Here is an 18,878-nt window from a genome sequence, read left to right as displayed (position 1 = left end):
AAAGGATGGTAAAAAGTGATTCTGTTATCACCGCGTCAAAAAAATATTCTGCAACAATTAGTTCAAAATTCAAATGGAATTAAGCTTACAAGCTTAGCCAAAGAAGTTGGTATTAGTCGCCGAACAGTTTATCGTGAGTTTTCTGAATTAAAACTGTATTTAAACCAGCATCAAATTGCAATTGCAAATATAAATGGAAATTATTTGTTGCAAGGTCCAACAGAAGCGATTAAATCGCTAATGAGTGAGCTCGAGCAACAACCAAACAAATTGGAAATGAGTGCTAAACAGCGTCAAGCAGCTTTAGCTTGCTTATTATTGCTGCAAGGTCAACCCGAAAAAATTTTTTCATTGGCAATTAGTTTAGATGTTAGTGAAGGCACTATTCAACGCGATTTGAAACAGTTGGAAACCTCATTAGCTGAGTACCATCTTCAAGTTGATGCTAAAAAGAGTGTCGGCGTCGAGGTCTTGGGTAGTGAAGCTCAGCGAAGATTAGTACTAGGTGGAATTTTAACTAGTCAGCTAAATGAATATGAGTTTTTCGAGTATCTGCAACAAGATATAAAAAATGAACGCTCAGATTTTTTCTTACAACTTTTACCTAAAGATGTATTAGGAAAATGTGCTCGGGCTTTAAAGCAACAAAATGTTTCTAAAAAAACCAGATCAGATATTCAAGAAGTTCAACTGATTCTGATTTTAGCTATTTCTTTAGTCCGTATGCGGCATTCTACTATAAAAGCTTACCGGACAAAAAGTCCACAAAAGCTGTTTAAATATCGTCAAAAGGCATTAGCTGTCTTTCAAACGTTCCCAACTGAAATTCAATCAAAAGTTACAACTGCCGAAATTGATTTTTTAGCAGTTCAACTACAAGGAGTCGATTATCAGCTCGATTTGAAAAACTGGGGTGATGATTATGACTTACAAATTACCTATCAAGTAAAGCTTTTAGTTTATCGTGTTTCTCAAGTAACTGGTTGGAATTTTAATCATGATCATGATTTGTTAGAACGCCTAAGCAAACATATCGGTTTGCTGTTACAACACCATGGACCTGAGTTGCCAGATGTACCAATTAGTTTACTAAGTAATATTGCTGAAAAATATCCCAAGTTCTTCCAAGCAATTCAGCAAGCTTTGCCAATTGAGTTTACAGAATATCATTTTTCCACGACGGAACAAGAATTGATTTTACTTTATTTTGCTAATAGTTTTGAAAATGCTAGTAATACGGGACGATTAAAAGCTTTAGTAATTTGTGCAAATGGAATTGGAGCTGCTAGTATTTTAAAGAGCCGATTGCAGCAAGAAATTCCAGCGATCGCAGAAGTATCAATTGCTAAAGTATCTCAGTTGAAAATGATTCATCCAAATCATTTTGATTTAATTTTATCAACTCTCAAATTACCAGGATTCAATTGGAATTACCAAGTAGTTAGTCCACTATTGCTAGGGGATGAGTTACAGCGGATTAAAGAGATTGTCCGTTCGTTGAGTAAAAAAATACCGTTTCAACCGGCAACCAAACCAGTTAAAGCGAATGACAATGCCTTAACTCAAATTGAGGAGAATTATCAGCGAATAGCACTTTGTCGCCAGTTACTCCAGCAAATAGAGTTAGTTGAAATTGCTAATGGAGAACAAAACTTACAGCAAGTTTTAGCATTAATTTTGCAAAAGATTTCCCCTGCAATTGTGACAAATCCGCAGGTTATTCAAGCCGAAATGTTACAACGAGTAAAATTAGCTCCGGTTGGAATTCCTGACAGTCAAATTGCCTTGGTTCACGCAACGGATGAAACTGTTAATTGTCCTTTTTTCTCAATTTACCAGCTACAGCAACCGTTAAAAATGCTGGCAATGGATCAATCAGAAATTTTAGTAGAACGCGTTTTATTAATGACTGGGCCAGCACCAATGAGTGACTTTGAAAATCTTTTAATGGGATCAATCAGTAGCTCAATTGTTATGAACAATCACAACACTCAAGTTTATGCAGCGGGTTCGCTTGCCGAAATAAAAAATGTAGTAGCTTTACAATTTTTAAACCAAATTAAGTTTTGAAAAGGAGAGTGAAGAGAATGAAATTAGAAAAAGAAATGATTCTTTTAAACCAGCAAGTTGCAACTAAAGAAGAAGCAATTCGACTGGCAGGAAAGTTGTTAGTTGACAATGGTTTTACAGAAGGTGCATATGTTGATTCAATGCTAGCTAGAAATGCTGATGTTTCAACTTATATGGGTAATTTCATTGCGATTCCCCATGGGACCGAAGAAGGGAAACAATATATCAAGAAAACTGGCATTTCTGTTGTTCAAATTCCAATGGGAGTTGATTTCTCCGATAAGGATGGAGAAGAAAACATTGTAACTGTTGTTTTCGGGATCGCCGGATTGAACGGTGAGCACTTGAATTTATTATCACAAATTGCTATCTTTTGTAGTGATGTTAATAATGTTGTTAAGTTGGCTGATGCGCAAACACCAGAAGAAATTGTTAATTTATTGAAAGAGGTTGAGCATAAATGAAGGCAGTACATTTTGGAGCAGGCAATATTGGCAGAGGATTTATTGGTGAAACTTTAGCAGCAAATGGTTTTGAAATTAATTTTGTTGATGTTAACGAAACGATTATTGACGCTTTAAACCAGCGTCATGGATATGAAATTGAGCTAGCAGACGAATCCCATAAACGGATTTCTGTTCATAATGTGGCGGGAATCAACAATGGAAAAGAACCAGAAAAGGTTGTCCAAGAGATTGTTGAAGCAGACATTGTTACAACTGCGATTGGCCCAAAAATCTTGAAGTTTATTGCACCGTTAATTGCTGATGGAATTAAGGCCCGCCAAAAAGCTGCTAAGACCACGCCGATTGATGTAATAGCATGTGAGAACATGATTGGTGGAAGCCAAAACTTAAAAAAAGAAGTTTACAGTCATTTAGCTGAAGCAGAGCAAACTTTTGCAGATAAATACATTGGATTTCCAAATGCTGCAGTTGATCGAATTGTACCACAGCAGAAACATGACGATCCCTTATTCGTATCAGTTGAACCATTTAAAGAATGGGTTATCGACGAACACCAAATGGCAAATCCTTCATTAAAATTAGAAAGTGTTCATTATGCTCCAGACTTGGAACCATATATTGAACGCAAACTATTTTCAGTTAATACTGGACATGCAACAGTTGCTTACACTGGAAAATATCTTGGGTATTCTGATATCGGTTCAGCAATCGCAGATCCTAAGGTTTTACAGCAATTAAAACGTGTTTTGAAAGAGACTGGTGATCTATTAATTGCCAAATGGAACTTTAAACGCTCAGAACATGAAGCTTATCAACATAAAATCATTGGACGTTTTGAAAACAAATATTTATCCGATGAAATTGCCCGTGTTGGCCGGACACCAATCCGTAAATTAGGTTATGATGAACGGTTTATTCGTCCAATCCGTGAGGCAAAGGAGCGCAATTTAAGCTATGAAGCTTTATTAGAAACAGTCGGGATGATTTATACTTTTGATGAACCTAAAGATGCTGAAAGCCAAAAGTTAATCGAAATGCTCAAATCAGAATCGCTACAGGAAGTCGTTGTAGCAACAACCGGTTTAAAAGATGAAGCTTTAATTAACGAAATTGAACATTCTTATCAAAAAGCAGTTAAAGATCACAAATAATTATAATTACTGAGTATTACTTAAAGGTGTCTTCTTAGGAAGATGCCTTTTTTTAATTGGTATAGTGTAATTATCTATTTGAAATATAAAATTCTCTTCAGCAATTGTCTATACCAATAAAATAATTTTTTTTTGCAACGATTTCATTGACAGCCTTATTTTAAAGGTTTATAGTACAAGAGTGGTTTGATTTAAACCTGTATTTTCGATATAGACCAATGTATATATAATTAGATTTTTTAAAAACATTTTCGTGAAAGGTTGGCAAATTTTATGTGTGGTATAGTCGGTGTAACCGGTAAGGATAGTGCAGTTCAGATTTTATTGAAGGGCTTGAAACGGCTTGAATACCGTGGCTATGATTCTGCTGGTATTTATGTTAATGATCAGGATGGACACGAATATCTGGTCAAAGAAAAAGGTCGAATTGCGGATTTAGAAGCTGAGATTGGTTCTGATGTTCATGGATCAACTGGAATAGGTCATACTCGTTGGGCTACTCATGGCATTCCAAGTAAAGCTAATGCTCATCCGCATGTTTCAGATGACGGTCGTTATTACTTAGTTCACAATGGAATGATCGGCAACTTTGCTGAATTAAAGAAGCAATACTTAAGTGATGTAACCTTCAAAAGTGATACTGATACAGAAGTTATTGTCCAACTGATTGCTAAATTTGCTCAAACTGGACTAGCAACTAAGTCAGCATTCAAAAAAGTTCTCAGTTTAATTGATGATAGTTCATCTTATTCGTTCTTGTTGATTGATAACCAGGAGCCAAATACTTTATATGTCGCTAAAAATAAGAGTCCCTTATTAATTGGTGTCGGTGATGGATTTAATGTTGTCTGCAGTGACGCGATTGCAATGCTGGATCAGACGCATGATTTCATTGAATTAGTTGATGGTGAGACAGTGGTTGTTAAGCCAGACAGTATCTTGATTGAAGACGTGGCTGGAAATAAAATTGATAGAAAGCCATTCCATGTCAGTACAGATGCTTCAGCAGCTGACAAAGGTGCTTATCCTTATTACATGTTAAAGGAAATTGATGAACAACCTGGTGTTATGCGAACCTTGATTAAGCACTATATTGCTGAAGATGGCACAATTAAAATCGATGATGATATCTTACAAAGCTTGCATCAATCTGACCGAATTTACATTGTTGCTGCTGGAACCAGCTATCATGCAGGTTTAGTTGGAAAAGAATTATTAGAAAAAATTGCCAAAATTCCAACTGAAGTTCACGTTGCATCCGAATTTGGTTATAATCCACCATTATTGTCAGCCAAACCATTCTTTATCTTTTTAACACAAAGTGGTGAAACAGCGGATAGTCGTCAGGTATTAGCCCAAGTCAACGAACAAGGATATCAAAGCTTGACAATTACTAATGTAGAAAATTCAACTCTTTCTCGTGAAGCTACCTATACCTTGTTATTATATGCTGGACCAGAAATTGCGGTTGCTTCAACCAAAGCTTATACTGGTCAAATTGCTCTAGAAGCTATTTTAGCAAAATCTTTAGGAGAATTACGTCATATCGAAGCTGCTGCTGATTTTGATGTAGCTAAAGAATTAACTAAGGTTGCCAATGGTGAACAAGAATTAGTCGACGAAAAGAAAGAGATTGAAAAAATTGCGGCAGCTCTTTTACCAACAACTCGCAATGCTTTCTATATTGGCCGCTCAATCGATTACGATATTGTACAAGAAGCAGCTTTAAAATTAAAAGAAGTTTCATATATTCAAACTGAAGGTTTTGCTTCTGGTGAATTGAAACATGGAACAATCTCTTTGATTGAAAAAGGGACTCCAGTTCTGGCGGTAATCACCGATAAAAATACTGCAAAACATACTCGTAGTAATGCGCAAGAAGTTATGGCACGTGGCGCAAACGTAGTCTTTATTGCTAGTCGTTCTTTAGCTAATGACAGTGATCAGATTGTTTTACCTGATGTTCATCCATTATTGACTCCGTTAGTTGCTATTGTTCCATGTCAATTGATGGCATATTATGCTAGCTTACAACGTGGATACGATGTTGATAAACCACGTAATTTAGCTAAGAGTGTTACTGTCGAATAAATTGTTAATTTTTAAACCTCAGCCTGTATGCTGAGGTTTGCGTTAAATTGAATAGCTCATCATATTAGGCAGTTTTTTGTCGATATTTTATCGGCGAAAGACTGTCTATTTTATAATATTTGATCTAAGTTTGAATTCTGGGTTGTTTTGTTCTTTTACACTAGACAGTATTGATCTGGTCTGGATTGACAAACTAGTATTTGATGGATACGCACATAATCAAATTGCATGGCAGTAGGAATCTGGTACCTTATTGCTTTTTTTGTTGATAGAATTAGTTAAAATTAAAGGGCAGTAACAAACTATCTCTTAATCCCTTTGAAAGTAAATTGGTTGTTGACGTTAAAAAAAAAATGGTAAGCTGTTCTTAAAGAAATGTTGACAGCTAAAATTTAATTAATTTAGACATTTTTATATAGCACGTTAACAACGAAAGGAACTTGATAGTGAGTTTAATAGGATCATTAGTGATTATTTTGGTTTCGACTACTTTCTTTAATCATTTGTTTGCACGAATGTCTTTACCAGGAGTATTAGGTCAACTGATTGCAGGAATTGTTATTGGCCCGGCTATTTTAAGTTTTGTTCATCCCAGTGAAAATTTGACTGAATTTGCTGAAATTGGGGTTATTTTGCTAATGTTTATGGCGGGAATTGAAAGCAATTTAGATCAGCTAAAAAAATATTTAAAACCTGCATTAGCAGTTGCTTTAGCCGGAGTAATTTTACCAGTGTTAATTATGGGAGGAATAAGTTTTTTATTTGGTTATCATTTTCAAGAGGCTTTGTTTATTGGTGTAGTTTTTTCAGCTACTTCTGTTAGTATTTCAGTTGTTGTTTTACGTGAATTTAATCAACTTGAAAGTCGTGAAGGTGCTACAATTCTGGGAGCAGCAGTTGCAGATGATATTATTGGAGTTTTATTATTAAGCTTAATGATTGCCTTGATTGGTGGCAATCAGACTGCACCCGCTGGCGGTCAGAAAAGCTTAATCATCCAATTGCTTTTTCAGGCACTCTTTTTTGTTGGGGTTTATTTGTTGGTAAAGTGGATTGCTCCGGCAATTATGAAACTAACTGATCAATTATTGGTACCGACCAGTCGTACAATTTGTGCAATGATTATTTGTCTATCAATGGCTTTTCTAGCAGATGAAGTTGGACTTTCCGGTGCCATTGGCGCTTTTTTTGCTGGAATAGCAGTCGGTCAAACTACTGCTCGAGCAGTTGTCGACCAATATATTGAACCGATTGGAAATGCCATTTTCGTCCCAGTTTTTTTTGCAAATATTGGTTTAGAGCTTTCCTTTAGTAACTTTTTCAGTTCGTTACCGTTTATTATTTTAATGACCCTATTAGCAGTTTTAACGAAGTGGTTCGGCGGAGCAATTGGAGCCCGGTTGACGGGATTTGATCAACAAAGTAGCCAGATTGTCGGTACTGGAATGATTGCTCGCGGAGAAATGGCATTAATTACAGCTCAAATCGGTTTTTCCGCTAAGCTCTTAGCTCAGTCGCTGTATGTTGATTTGATTCTAGTGATTGTCTTAGCTACGTTAATTGCGCCTTTGCTTCTACGCTGGTCATTAAGCAGTCAGAAAAAGTTTTGAAAACACTCTAATGAAAAAACAACAATTTTAACAAAGAACTAAGAAACTCTTCAACAGTTGTTTAAAAATAAGTGCTAAACTTTTTCTAGAAGCTGAAAGTTGAAGCTTCTTGAAGGAGACATCTCAATGAAAAAACAAAACTTAATTATTCCTGTAAGAATTATTGGAATAAAAAAATCAAAACTTGTTTGTGAAACTGAAACTGATGAAATAATTTTAGTTGAAAAACCAAAAACTGCAAAAAAAGATCGTTATTTTAGCACAATCATGAAAGACTTATTGCATAGCGGTCTATGGATTCCATTTAATCTTAAATTAAAAAAAATTCTAAAATATGATTGGTTAGACGAATCAACCGTCAATTTGGATTTTAACTAATGTTAAAAAACTTGAAGAATTAATATCAATCATGCTAACATATGATTAAAGGCACCCCCTTACTGATAGATTTAATCAGTAAGGGGGGATTTTGTATTTCAACAGATTTTTTAGTTAGGAGTTGTAGGATGGAAAATTTTAGTTCTTATCGCAAAGCGTTAGTTGTTTTATTACTTGGTGGTTTCTTGTCGCTATTTAACGAAACCATTTTAAATATTGCCTTAACAGACTTGATGAGGGTTATGCAGGTTTCTGCGACAACTGTTCAATGGTTGGCTACGGGGTACATGTTAGTTGTGGTGATTATGGTTCCTTTATCATCTTTTTTATTACGCAGCTTTTCAATCAAAAAATTGTACTTAGGAGCAATGGGTGTTTTCTTAATTGGAACACTGATCTGTTTAATTGCGGGATCCTTTTCAATTCTTTTAGGAGGGCGGATGATCCAAGCTTTAGGAACCGGTTTGTTAGCACCAATCATGATGGCCGCTGCGATAGCTCAAACACCTTTAAGTAAACAAGGTTTTGTTATGGCAATTTGTACTAGCATTATTTTAGTTGGACCTTCATTTGGTCCAATCTTTTCAGGAATTATTTTACAGTTGACTAGTTGGCGAGTATTATTTTTGTTACTGGCAGTTTTAATTGTTCTTTGTCTAATTGGGGGATGGTTATGGTTAGGCAATCCTATGAAATTAACTAAACCCCAAATTGATATTTGGTCGATTGGTTTAATTATTGTCGGTCTAAGTAGTTTGGTATACGGAATCAGTATAATTGATAGCCGATTAAGTTGGTTGATAAAAAGTGGAACTATCGTGCTAGGTTTATTGCTTTTAGTTATCTTTTATCGGCGGCAATTTAAATTGAAAGAACCGTTACTAAAAATCAAGATTTTACAACAACCACGTTTTTTAGCTGCAGCTCTTTTAGTGATTTTAATGCAGATGGTGCAATTTTCTATGAATGTTTTATTGCCAATGGTTTTAGAAGGTGGCCGGCAGCTTAGTCCTTTAACCGCAGCACTTTTTCTTTTTCCCGCAGCCATTATCTGTGCTTTAATTACCATTTGGGCTGGAAGAATTTATGATTCTTACGGCGGAAAATGGTTGATTTTGGGAGGATTACTTCTAATGTTGCTTAGTAGTTACTGGCAATCAACCGTCTCAGATAAAACAGCTGTAATCATAATTGGAATTTTAAATTGCCTGTTGTATCTTGGAATAGGCTTAGCTTGGTCACCGAATCAAAGTTTAGCGCTTAGTTCATTGAAAAGATCTGAGCAAACTGACGGAATTGCCATCATCAACACTTTCATTCAGTTAGGTTCAGCGTTAGGAACACCGACATTTGTCGGCTTATTATCAATTGGAGAAAAAGCAATTAACAATCAGCAAAAAGCTTTATTTAACGGATTTAATATCGCAATGAAGGGCGCAGTACTTATTATTTTTTGTTGCTTATTGCTCGCAAGCTATAATTTAAGAAAATCTAAGAAAAGCAGTCATATTTAGTATCCTAATAAATAGCCTTAGCATTTCTTTTGCAATAAAAATTCAATATGTTATATTAATTAATATGCTTATTTTAAAGAAGTAATACGGAGGATTTGTTATGAAAGCAATTGGTTTTTATCAGTATGGTTCGGCAAAAGAATTGCAGGAAATTAATTTACCAGTACCAAAACCGGCATCCCAACAAGTGGTTGTTAAACTAAAGGCTACATCAATTAATCCAATTGATTGGAAATTACGCCAAGGCTACTTAAAACAAATGTTTAATTGGGATTTTCCAATTGTTGTTGGTTGGGATGCTGCAGGAATAATTACTGAAATCGGCAGTGAGGTAACCGATTGGCAAGTAGGAGATGAAGTTCTTGCACGACCAGACACAACTTCACGTGGAACTTATGCAGAATATACTTTAATTGATCAAAATCTTCTGGCTCGCAAACCGCAAAACGTTTCATTTGAAGCAGCAGCTGCTGTGCCATTAGCTGGATTAACAGCCTGGCAAGCTTTATTTGAAGCAGGGAAATTGCATGCTGGTCAGAAAGTTTTAATTCAAGCAGGGGCTGGTGGTGTTGGCAGCTACGCAATTCAGTTTGCCAAAAATTGTGGTGCTGAAGTTTGGACGACAGCTAGTGCTAATCATCGAGAAATGTTGCAAAAGTTAGGTGCTAATCAAGTTATTGACTATCATCAACCAGATGAATTGGCTCGATTGCAGGATTTTGATTTGATTTTTGATACATTAGGCGGCAAAAATCAAGTTACAGCCTTTGAATGGTTAAAAACGGGTGGAAAACAAATTTCGATTGCCGGTGAAGCCACACCAAGTGCTCAAATTGCCGCTAAAAACCAGCAAGAATTTAAATCAATATGGTTACGTCCTGATGGTCAGCAACTGCAAAAAATTGCTAATTTAATGGAAAAAGGAATTGTTGAATCACAAATTGGTAAAACCCTGTCTTTTTCAAAGGAAAATTTAATTACAGCTCATGAACTCAGTGAAACAAATCATGTTACCGGAAAAATCGTGATTAGTTTTAACTAAAATTAGTTAATGAAAATCAAGAAAATTTAAAATAACGGGGTTTGACAATTTCTAAATTGTTGAGCTCTGTTTTTAGTTAGCAAATTTCCCAAATAAGAACTTTTGCAATCACTCATTATCCAAATTAATAGATGATTCTCAATCATGCCGGAATTTTAACCGTTTAAATAACATCCATGTGGGCTCTGAAAATAGCCACGAAATTCTACTCAATCCACCGGCATTCGATGAACGACGAAAATTGGTTCATACAAACACTGTTTATAGTTAATAATCCTACCAAGTTGCGCTAATTCTTGATTGGCAGTATATTGGTCTCCTGTAAGCTATGTTGCAACAATTAAATTTCCAAAAATAACTCAAGGACAGCTCAACGATGGATTGTATTTGGACTTAGCCGGCTATTGATTACTAGCTAGGTTAATTTGCAGTTCAAGTTCCTAATAAAAAGAAGAAGGCCAAAAATGAATTTGATTTTAAAAAGATATTCTCAACCTGATCAGCAAATACAAAAACTTTTGTTAACAGCTGACCCAGATGAGCAGAAAATTAACGAGTATTTAACAACTGGAATTGCTTATGCTGCTTATTATCAATCGTCATTAGTTGGAACCGTAGTTTTACTGCCGCAAACTGCAAATCAAATTGAACTGGTAAATCTGGCAGTAATCGAAAACTTACAACAGCAAGGAATTGGTCATCAGTTATTAAAATTTGCGATTGAAAAATCACGATTAGCTAACTATTCCAAATTGACAGTTGGAACGGGCAGTACCAGCTTTAATGCCTTGGCCTTGTATCAAAAGTTAGGTTTTCGGATTGTTAGGATCGATCAAGATTATTTTAGTGAAAAGTATTCACAAAAAATCATTGAAAACGGGATTCATTTGCGTGATCGTCTATGGTTAGAACTCTTGTTATAGGTAATGAGATTTACAATTAACCGACTAGTTATTATACTGGTGAAAGTAACTTGTTAATTATGGGGGATTTTCAAATGTTCAAATCAAAAAGTTTACAGAGCTTATTCTTAATTGCGCTGGGATCACTAATATATGCCATAGCAATTAATTATTTTTTAATTCCAACTAAACTTGGCGAAGGTGGGGTTACAGGGTTAACAACCATTGCATATTACACTTTAAAGATACCACCCTATTTAACTAATTTTATTTTAAATGGATTTTTATTACTGGTTGGTTATAGATTTTTAGATCGACGAACTATTATTCGTTCAATTTGGGCGGTAATTTGGTTATCAATCTTCTTAAAGATTCCGGTGTTTTATACATATCATACAACTGAAACGATTATTCCAACATTAGCTGGTGGGGTTCTAACAGGTGTAGCAATGGGATTGATTTTAAATGCTGGCGGTTCAATTGCTGGCAGTACGATTCTTGGCCGAATTTTTAACAAGTATTTTGGGATGCAAATTGGCTCAGCAACCTTGTTTTTTGACTTAGCAGTAGCAATTCCTTCGGTGCTAATCATTGGCTTCCAAAATATGCTACTAACAGTCTTAGAATTGTATCTTTCAGCTCAATTAACAAATGTTTTTTTGTCACGCTTTGGTTCCAAAAAATCAATTAATATTATTTCTAATCAAACCAACTTAATCGCCCAAAAATTATCGGCCGAATTGCATCAAGGAATAACTTTAATTAAAGCTAGTGGTTATTACAGCCAAACTGAACGACCAATCATTTATTTAATTTGTTCCTCGAAACAATTAGCTGAAATTATTCCTTTGATTCGTGAAATTGATCCTCAAGCTCTGATTGTTGTTGACAATATTCGCAGTGTTCGAGCTGAAGAATTATATCGTTTATTATAAAATTTAGACTTGTAGAATTGGCTGATTGATTGTAATCAGTCTTTTTTTTGGAAAACGTTTTACTTTTGTAGTAATCTGTAATTGGAGACACAACATAATTAAGGAGTTGTCCAAAAATGAAAAAGATCATTAATGATCCACAAGATGTTGTTGCTGAAATGGTTGATGGAATGGTGCGAGCTTACCCGCAACTTGTTAAAAAAATACCTGAAACTTTTGCTATGATTCGCAGCGATCAAGCTTCAATGAAAGATAAGGTTGGTATTGTTAGTGGTGGTGGCAGTGGACATGAACCAACCCACGCTGGATTTGTGGGTAAGGGAATGTTGAGCGCAGCTGTTGCTGGTCAAGTATTCACTTCACCAACACCTGATCAAATTTATGCTGCAATCAAAGCTGTTAATACCGGTAAAGGTGTCTTTTTGGTTATCAAAAATTACTCAGGTGATGTAATGAATTTTGATATGGCCAAGGACATGGCCGAAATGGATGACATTCTGGTTAAATCAATTGTGGTTGATGATGATATTGCAGTTGAAAATAGTCTTTATACGCAAGGAAAACGTGGAGTTGCTGGAACCGTCTTAATGCATAAAGTTTTAGGTGCAGCAGCTGATCAAGGTGCATCCTTGGATGATTTGGAACAGTTAGCGCAACAGGTTCTGCCACATATTAACACGATTGCGGTTGCTTTAAGTGCCGCTACTGTACCTGAGGTGGGCAAACCGGGATTTGAGTTAGCTGAAGATGAGATAGAATATGGAGTCGGAATTCACAGCGAACCCGGCTATCGTCGTGAAAAGATCAAGCCTTCAAAAGAATTAGTTGCCGAGTTGTTAAAAAAGTTAGATGATAGTCTGCAACTTTCAAAAGATAAAAAGTATGCTATTTTAGTTAATGGCATGGGAGCAACACCGTTAATGGAACAGTATATTTTCACTCATGACGTTTTGAATAAATTAGCTGAAAAATCAATTGAACCAACTTTTGTTAAAGTCGGTAATTATATGACATCTTTGGATATGGCTGGAATCTCACTAACGATTTTTGAACTAGCCGATGAAAAATGGCTGGATTATTTGAATTATCCAGTGGAAACTATTGCTTGGTAGAAAGTCTAAGGAGGAAAAGTCTGTGGAATTAACTTTAGAAAAATATTTAGTTTGGATGAAAGAATTTGCTCAAAAAATTAGTGACCAAAAAGATTATTTAAGTGATTTAGATTCAAAAATTGGTGATGGTGATCATGGCAATAATATGGCACGCGGTTTAAAAGCAGTATCCGAGAGTCTAGCAGCTAAAAAGCCGACCGATTTAACCACGGCTCTTAAAATTACGGCAATGGCATTAATCAGTAAAGTTGGCGGTGCTGCTGGTCCCTTGTATGGAACAGCTTTCTTAGAAATGGCTAAACTTAGTGGGCAAACAACTGATTTAGACCAATTATTGGTAGCTGCAGTTGCTGGCTTGCAGAAACGTGGTGGTGCACAAGCTGGTGACAAAACCATGGTAGATGTCTGGTTGCCGATAGTTAATAAATTAAAGGCAGATCAACTGACTGATGAAGAAATTCAAGAAGCAGTTAAAAGTACTAAACCAATGGAGGCTAAAAAAGGACGTGCATCATATTTAGGAGAAAGATCGGTTGGTCATTTAGATCCTGGTGCTGTTTCGAGTGGATATTTATTTGAAACAATGCTACAAGCGGAGGTGGGCAAATGAGTTATGGCATTTTAATCGTTTCTCATGTTCCAGAAATTGCTGCTGGAGTTCCTAAGTTATTAAAACAAGTTGCTGGAGATGTTTCGATAACTGCAGCTGGAGGAACTGATGATCAAGAGATCGGGACCAGCTTGGAAAAAATTACTCAAGCCATTGAAGACAATCAAGCTGATGAATTATTGGCTTTTTATGATTTAGGCAGTGCTAAAATGAACTTAGAAATGGCAGAGGAAATATCATCAAAAAAAATCCACTTGTATGACACGGCCTTGGTTGAAAGCTCATACGTGGCAGCTTCATTACTGCAAGCTGGAGTTGATTTACCAGCGATTGAAAAGCAACTGGCCCCACTTAAAATTAAGGGTGATAACTAAGCTAACTTCTAATATAATATTCAATTTTTTCGAGACTGTGATAAAATAGATTTAATCATAGTCTTTTTTGTAGTTTGAAAAATTCTACTGAAGCCCAAGTGCAAAAAAGAGATAATAATATTAAGGAGCTTAGCAGGAAAATGAAACAAAATTTTTGGACTAAGTGTCTGGCAGTTGCTTTACTAATAATTGGATTAGGTTTAGTTTTTAATCAGCAAATTGCTGATTTTCTAGTAAAGGAAATGACGAGGAGTTCTCTAACCCAAAAAACAGTTACAGTTACTCAAAAAAAAGGTGATTTTAACTTTAAAAAAGTTAAGCAAGCTAGCAGTACAACTATTGCTAAAGAAAGTGTAATTAATCAAGCAACTGGAATGATTGGGAAGATTTCGTTTCCAGCAGTTAATTTGAAATTACCAATTTTTTATGGCATCAGTAATGCAAATTTATTACGTGGAGCAGGTACTATGAAGGCTGATCAAAAAATGGGGCAAGGTAATTATGCACTGGCCGGGCATCATATGAACAATCCCAACATTTTATTTTCCCCATTGGCTAAAGCCAAAGTCGGTGAATTGGTATATCTAACAGATGGAAAGAAAGTTTATACTTATCGGCTATTTAAGCGTAAAACGATTAACAAGGATCAAATTCAGGTAATTGATGACATTCCTAATCAAAAATTGCTAACGCTAATTACTTGCGATCCAATTCCAGGAGTAGCCCGGACACCATTGAGAATACTTTTACAAGGACAATTACAGCAAGTTGCTAAATTGAACCAGCAGACACGCAAATTATTTGAGTAACCAAAATTGAAAGCAGGTTAATCCTTGAAAAACGAGATTTATATTGTTAGTCATAAAGATTTGAAATTACCTTCTAATGAATTATATTATCCATTACAGGTTGGAAAGAAAAATAGTCGCTATGCTAGTTATCTGCAGGATGACACTGGAGATAACATATCAGCTAAAAATCCGTATTATTGTGAGTTAACAGCTCAATACTGGGCTTGGAAAAATCGTTCAGCAGCTATTCAAGGAATTGTTCATTATCGACGATTCTTTGCGGATAGTTTAACCCACAATCAAGTAATTACCCGACAACCATTTAAATCTATTTTAGATGCTACGTTTTTAGAAAAACTATTAACTAATCATCAGATGATTTTACCGCCTAAGCAAACTTTTTGGGAACCCAATTTATGGTTGCACTATCGCTTTCAACATCAAATAGTTGGTATGGAGACAGTTCGAGAAGTAATTAAAGAATTATTCCCAAGCTATCTAGCTGCTTTTAATCAGGTAATGTTTCACCAGCGAAGTGCACATATGTATAATATGTTAATTGCTAAACGGCCACTTTTTTCAGCCTATAGTGACTGGTTGTTTTCTGTATTGGCAGCAACTGAAAAGAACCTTGATATCCGTAATTTTTCAAGGTATGAACAACGTGTTTTTGGCTTCTTAAGTGAGTTTTTATTAAATGTTTGGATTAAAAAAAATCAGATCGACATTGTGGAAGTTCCCTTAATTTTTACAGAGCATCGTAACTATTTAACTGAAGCTGGTAAATTTCTTCGACGACGATTAGTAAAACAGAGTCAGTTAAAAACTAAGTTATCAATTAAAGATTCTAAATTTTATTGAAGATTTTTATTGGAAAGGGCTTGCAAAAACTGCTGACAAGTTGTAGAATTTAGTTATTGAAGGATTGTTACCGCTATCTAAGTGGGCAAGACCTGACACAAGATTTTATTAGTTATCTGACTAAAGCTAGTAAATACTCTTTGTGATCAGGTTTTTTTATTGCCAAAGTTTGGGGAAGTGATCTATGAAAATTATTAAAATCTTTAATAATAATGTTGTATTAGCTGATCAAAACAGTCACCAAATTGTTTTAATCGGCAAAGGGCTTGGCTTTCAAAAAAAGCCGGGAATGACAATTCAAAGTGAAAAATTGAGCAAATTTACGCGCCAACCGAAAGTAAATGGTTTAGCCTGTTCAATGACCTGCTGAAGGATATTTCACCAGAATATTTAGAGATAGCGGCGCAAATCATTCATTTGGCTGAAGCCAAACTTGAAACAAAGTTTAACGAATATTTGTTAATTTCTTTGATGGATCATATTCATTTTGCTGTAGTGAGACATCAGCAACAAATTGACATTCATAACGAAATTTTATGGGAGGTGAAACATTACTATCCGACAGAATTCCAAGTGGGTCAAACGGCTTTAGGAATCATCAACCAGCGATTAGGTGTTCGTTTAACCGATGATGAAGCAGGTTTTATTGCTTTAAAGTTTGTCGAGAGCGGATTAAATCATCCGCAAAGCTATGATACAGTAGCACTGACAAAAATGATTGGTGATGTTATCCAAATTGTTCAATTTCAGTTACAGGTTACTTTGGATACCGACTCTATTAGCTATCGTCGATTTCTAGTTCATTTGCGTTTTTTAGCAGAGCGTATTATTAAACCACCAGAAAAAGATGCAGCTAGTACGGAAGATGATATATTTTTATTTGAGCACATTAAAAGAAAGTATCAAACAACTTTTTGCTTGTACTCAAAAAGTTGTTAATTTTATTGCAGATTCAATGCACCAGCACTTATCATATAATGAACAGGTTTATTTAACGATTCATGTTCAACGTATTATTAATGACTTAACTAAATAATTAGGGATTGTTACTATTCGATTAGGCAAAACCCAAATATTTTCGCAAAGCATTTCTAGTTGCTTTTAACGAAAGTATTTGGGTTTTTCTTTTTAAAAAATTTTGAGGTGAGAAAAAATGGATTATCAAAAATTAGCTGCTGATATTTTAAAAAATGTTGGTGGAAAAGAAAATATTAACACGGCATGGCACTGTGCCACACGAATTCGTTTTAAATTAACTGATGAAAAAAAAGCAGACACTAAAACAATTGAGAATTTGGATGGTGTTATCACGGTTGTTCAATCTGCTGGTCAATATCAAGTTGTAATTGGCAATTCAGTTGGTCAAGTTTTTGATCAATTAGCTGATCAAGCTGGTTTGGAGAATTCAAGCAATTCAGCTACTGAAACACCAGCCGAAAAGGGCAATTTAATTAATCGGTTTATTGCCTTTATTTCAGGAACTTTTACACCATTCTTAGGCGCGATGGCGGGTGCCGGAATTTTAAAGGGATTATTGGCTTTATTTGTTGCTCTGAATTGGTTGACGACAACCAGTGGCGCCTATCAAATTTGGTATGCTGCTGGGGATGCATTATTTAACTTTTTACCAATTTTCTTGGCTTTCACAGCTGCTAAAAGACTTAAAGTTAATCAATTTGTGGCAGCGGCTTTAGCAGCAGCTTTAATTTATCCAGCAATGGTAACTGTAGCCAGCAAATCATTGACGTTACATTTCTTTGGAATTCCGGTTGTTCCAACAACATATACATCTTCAGTAATTCCTATTTTGCTAGCAGTTTGGCTACTTTCTTATCTACAACCAGTATTGGATAAAATTTTCCCAGATGCAGTTCGTAACATCTTTACACCACTTTTTTCCTTGATGATTATGGTTCCCTTAACTTTAATCGTGGTTGGCCCGATTGGTTCAGGAATCAGTAATTTATTAGCAACAGGTGTTTCGGGATTGTATAATTTTGCTCCGGTTGTTGCTGGAATTATCATGGGGGCTTTCTGGCAGGTTTTTGTTATCTTTGGCGTCCATTGGACCTTCGTACCAGTTATGATGAATAATATTGCTAAAATGGGATATGATCCATTATTGCCAATTTTAGCTGCTGCAGTTTTGTCCCAGTCCGGAGCCGCTTTAGGGGTTTTCTTAAAAACAAAAGATCAAAAACAAAAGGCTCTAGCAGGTTCTGGTGTGGTAACTGGTATTTTCGGGATTACTGAACCAATTATTTATGGAATTACTTTAAAAATGAAACGGCCTTTTGTCTGTGCCGTTATTTCTGGAGGAATTGGGGGAGCAATCATTGGCATGTTCCAGGCACGGGCTAACTCATTCACTTTACCAAGTTTATTAGCTTTGCCAACCTATCTTGGCAAGGGATTTGATGGCGTCTTAATCGGGATTGCAGTCGCTTTCTTCTTAGCCGCTATTTTAACCTATTTGTTTGGTTTTTCTAAGGAAACGGCGATTGCTGCAGAAACTAATAATAATGAAGTAATGTCACCAATCGAAGGTACTGTTATACCATTAAAGAGCGTTCACGACGAAGTCTTTTCATCTGAAGCCATGGGGAAAGGAATTGCAGTTGTTCCAACTAATGGTAATTTGAAAGCTCCTGTAAGTGGAACAATCAGTGCAGTTTATCCAACGGGCCATGCAATTGGTTTAATCTCAGATCAAGGCGCAGAAATATTACTGCATATTGGAATTGATACCGTTAAATTAAATGGCAAACATTTTGAAACTTTAGTTAAAAAAGAACAACATGTCAATGTTGGAGATGCGCTTATTTCCTTTGATTTAGAGCAAATTTCAGCTGACGGTTATGATCCAACAGTTATGATGGTCATTACTAACAGTAAAGATTACGAAGTTAATGTTACAACTGAAACAGCAGCAACTGACAATTGGTTGTTAAGATTAAAACAAAAATAGGG

19 protein-coding genes are annotated in these 18,878 nt (G+C 35.6%); all 19 read left to right on the top strand.

The features are described 5' to 3' along the window. Positions 1–15: 15 nt before the first annotated feature. The 19 genes from G6O73_RS04290 (at position 16) to G6O73_RS04210 (ending at position 18,876) form a co-directional block, all read left to right on the top strand. Positions 16–2,070, top strand: a complete 2,055-nt coding sequence (locus G6O73_RS04290) for a BglG family transcription antiterminator (protein WP_057886073.1) — start codon at positions 16–18, stop codon at positions 2,068–2,070. A 17-nt stretch (positions 2,071–2,087) separates the two neighbouring features. Beyond that, positions 2,088–2,534 (top strand): PTS mannitol transporter subunit IIA, encoded by a 447-nt coding sequence (locus G6O73_RS04285; RefSeq protein WP_057886072.1) that lies wholly within the window; start codon positions 2,088–2,090, stop codon positions 2,532–2,534. Further along, positions 2,531–3,688 (top strand): mannitol-1-phosphate 5-dehydrogenase, encoded by a 1,158-nt coding sequence (locus G6O73_RS04280; protein ID WP_057886071.1) that lies wholly within the window; start codon positions 2,531–2,533, stop codon positions 3,686–3,688. Before G6O73_RS04285 ends, G6O73_RS04280 begins: the two co-directional genes overlap by 4 nt. Positions 3,689–3,961: 273 nt before the next feature. After that, a complete protein-coding gene (gene glmS / locus G6O73_RS04275; RefSeq protein ID WP_057886070.1) occupies positions 3,962–5,779 on the top strand; it encodes a glutamine--fructose-6-phosphate transaminase (isomerizing) in 1,818 nt (605 codons plus the stop codon). Positions 5,780–6,225: 446 nt separating this feature from the next. Beyond that, on the top strand, positions 6,226–7,389 hold the full coding sequence (locus G6O73_RS04270; RefSeq protein WP_057886069.1) for a cation:proton antiporter: 1,164 nt from the start codon (positions 6,226–6,228) through the stop codon (positions 7,387–7,389). Between the two features lie 126 nt (positions 7,390–7,515). Then, a complete protein-coding gene (locus G6O73_RS04265; RefSeq protein WP_057886068.1) occupies positions 7,516–7,767 on the top strand; it encodes a hypothetical protein in 252 nt (83 codons plus the stop codon). Between the two features lie 128 nt (positions 7,768–7,895). Next, entirely contained in the window at positions 7,896–9,281 is a 1,386-nt protein-coding gene (locus G6O73_RS04260; protein ID WP_057886067.1) for an MFS transporter, read from the top strand. 100 nt (positions 9,282–9,381) lie between these two features. Next, the gene (locus G6O73_RS04255) at positions 9,382–10,323 is read left to right on the top strand and encodes an NADP-dependent oxidoreductase (protein ID WP_057886066.1); all 942 of its coding nucleotides are present in this window, start codon (positions 9,382–9,384) and stop codon (positions 10,321–10,323) included. 464 nt (positions 10,324–10,787) lie between these two features. Next, on the top strand, positions 10,788–11,246 hold the full coding sequence (locus G6O73_RS04250) for a GNAT family N-acetyltransferase (RefSeq protein ID WP_057886065.1): 459 nt from the start codon (positions 10,788–10,790) through the stop codon (positions 11,244–11,246). Positions 11,247–11,320: 74 nt separating this feature from the next. Continuing rightward, positions 11,321–12,160, top strand: coding sequence for a YitT family protein (locus G6O73_RS04245; RefSeq protein ID WP_148126689.1), 840 nt, complete (start codon positions 11,321–11,323; stop codon positions 12,158–12,160). Positions 12,161–12,276: 116 nt separating this feature from the next. Further along, positions 12,277–13,272 carry a dihydroxyacetone kinase subunit DhaK gene (gene dhaK, locus G6O73_RS04240; protein ID WP_219935207.1) on the top strand — a complete coding sequence of 332 codons (996 nt, stop codon included), beginning with the start codon at positions 12,277–12,279 and terminating at the stop codon, positions 13,270–13,272. A 22-nt stretch (positions 13,273–13,294) separates the two neighbouring features. Continuing rightward, positions 13,295–13,882 (top strand): dihydroxyacetone kinase subunit DhaL, encoded by a 588-nt coding sequence (dhaL, locus tag G6O73_RS04235; RefSeq protein ID WP_057886064.1) that lies wholly within the window; start codon positions 13,295–13,297, stop codon positions 13,880–13,882. Further along, positions 13,879–14,256 (top strand): dihydroxyacetone kinase phosphoryl donor subunit DhaM, encoded by a 378-nt coding sequence (gene dhaM / locus G6O73_RS04230; RefSeq protein WP_057886063.1) that lies wholly within the window; start codon positions 13,879–13,881, stop codon positions 14,254–14,256. Before dhaL ends, dhaM begins: the two co-directional genes overlap by 4 nt. A gap of 140 nt (positions 14,257–14,396) precedes the next feature. Beyond that, positions 14,397–15,065, top strand: a complete 669-nt coding sequence (locus tag G6O73_RS04225) for a class A sortase (protein ID WP_057886062.1) — start codon at positions 14,397–14,399, stop codon at positions 15,063–15,065. A gap of 24 nt (positions 15,066–15,089) precedes the next feature. Then, positions 15,090–15,908: a DUF4422 domain-containing protein gene (locus G6O73_RS04220; protein WP_057886061.1), complete on the top strand. Its 819-nt coding sequence runs from the start codon at positions 15,090–15,092 to the stop codon at positions 15,906–15,908. A 184-nt stretch (positions 15,909–16,092) separates the two neighbouring features. After that, positions 16,093–16,278 carry a CAT RNA binding domain-containing protein gene (locus G6O73_RS12755; protein ID WP_057886060.1) on the top strand — a complete coding sequence of 62 codons (186 nt, stop codon included), beginning with the start codon at positions 16,093–16,095 and terminating at the stop codon, positions 16,276–16,278. 47 nt (positions 16,279–16,325) lie between these two features. Continuing rightward, positions 16,326–16,847 (top strand): PRD domain-containing protein, encoded by a 522-nt coding sequence (locus tag G6O73_RS12750; protein ID WP_235805078.1) that lies wholly within the window; start codon positions 16,326–16,328, stop codon positions 16,845–16,847. Continuing rightward, complete coding sequence (locus tag G6O73_RS12745) at positions 16,756–16,944, top strand: PRD domain-containing protein (RefSeq protein WP_336512540.1); 189 nt, start codon at positions 16,756–16,758, stop codon at positions 16,942–16,944. Before G6O73_RS12750 ends, G6O73_RS12745 begins: the two co-directional genes overlap by 92 nt. 117 nt (positions 16,945–17,061) lie before the next feature. Further along, positions 17,062–18,876 carry a beta-glucoside-specific PTS transporter subunit IIABC gene (locus tag G6O73_RS04210; RefSeq protein ID WP_057886059.1) on the top strand — a complete coding sequence of 605 codons (1,815 nt, stop codon included), beginning with the start codon at positions 17,062–17,064 and terminating at the stop codon, positions 18,874–18,876. The last annotated feature ends 2 nt before the right edge of the window (positions 18,877–18,878 follow it).

Source organism: Liquorilactobacillus nagelii DSM 13675, from assembly GCF_019444005.1.
Taxonomy (GTDB): Bacteria; Bacillota; Bacilli; order Lactobacillales; family Lactobacillaceae; genus Liquorilactobacillus; species Liquorilactobacillus nagelii.
This window is presented reverse-complemented; position numbering and strand designations above follow the sequence as displayed.

Excerpts from the sequence above, each read along its gene's own strand:
- G6O73_RS04285 (WP_057886072.1), top strand. The coding sequence starts at position 2,088 with ATGAAATTAGAAAAAGAAATGATTCTTTTAAACCAGCAAGTTGCAACT.
- G6O73_RS04280 (WP_057886071.1), top strand. The coding sequence starts at position 2,531 with ATGAAGGCAGTACATTTTGGAGCAGGCAATATTGGCAGAGGATTTATT.
- glmS (WP_057886070.1), top strand. The coding sequence starts at position 3,962 with ATGTGTGGTATAGTCGGTGTAACCGGTAAGGATAGTGCAGTTCAGATT.
- G6O73_RS04265 (WP_057886068.1), top strand. The coding sequence starts at position 7,516 with ATGAAAAAACAAAACTTAATTATTCCTGTAAGAATTATTGGAATAAAA.
- G6O73_RS04260 (WP_057886067.1), top strand. The coding sequence starts at position 7,896 with ATGGAAAATTTTAGTTCTTATCGCAAAGCGTTAGTTGTTTTATTACTT.
- G6O73_RS04255 (WP_057886066.1), top strand. The coding sequence starts at position 9,382 with ATGAAAGCAATTGGTTTTTATCAGTATGGTTCGGCAAAAGAATTGCAG.
- G6O73_RS04250 (WP_057886065.1), top strand. The coding sequence starts at position 10,788 with ATGAATTTGATTTTAAAAAGATATTCTCAACCTGATCAGCAAATACAA.
- G6O73_RS04245 (WP_148126689.1), top strand. The coding sequence starts at position 11,321 with ATGTTCAAATCAAAAAGTTTACAGAGCTTATTCTTAATTGCGCTGGGA.
- dhaK (WP_219935207.1), top strand. The coding sequence starts at position 12,277 with ATGAAAAAGATCATTAATGATCCACAAGATGTTGTTGCTGAAATGGTT.
- dhaM (WP_057886063.1), top strand. The coding sequence starts at position 13,879 with ATGAGTTATGGCATTTTAATCGTTTCTCATGTTCCAGAAATTGCTGCT.
- G6O73_RS04225 (WP_057886062.1), top strand. The coding sequence starts at position 14,397 with ATGAAACAAAATTTTTGGACTAAGTGTCTGGCAGTTGCTTTACTAATA.
- G6O73_RS12755 (WP_057886060.1), top strand. The coding sequence starts at position 16,093 with ATGAAAATTATTAAAATCTTTAATAATAATGTTGTATTAGCTGATCAA.
- G6O73_RS12745 (WP_336512540.1), top strand. The coding sequence starts at position 16,756 with ATGCAGCTAGTACGGAAGATGATATATTTTTATTTGAGCACATTAAAA.
- G6O73_RS04210 (WP_057886059.1), top strand. The coding sequence starts at position 17,062 with ATGGATTATCAAAAATTAGCTGCTGATATTTTAAAAAATGTTGGTGGA.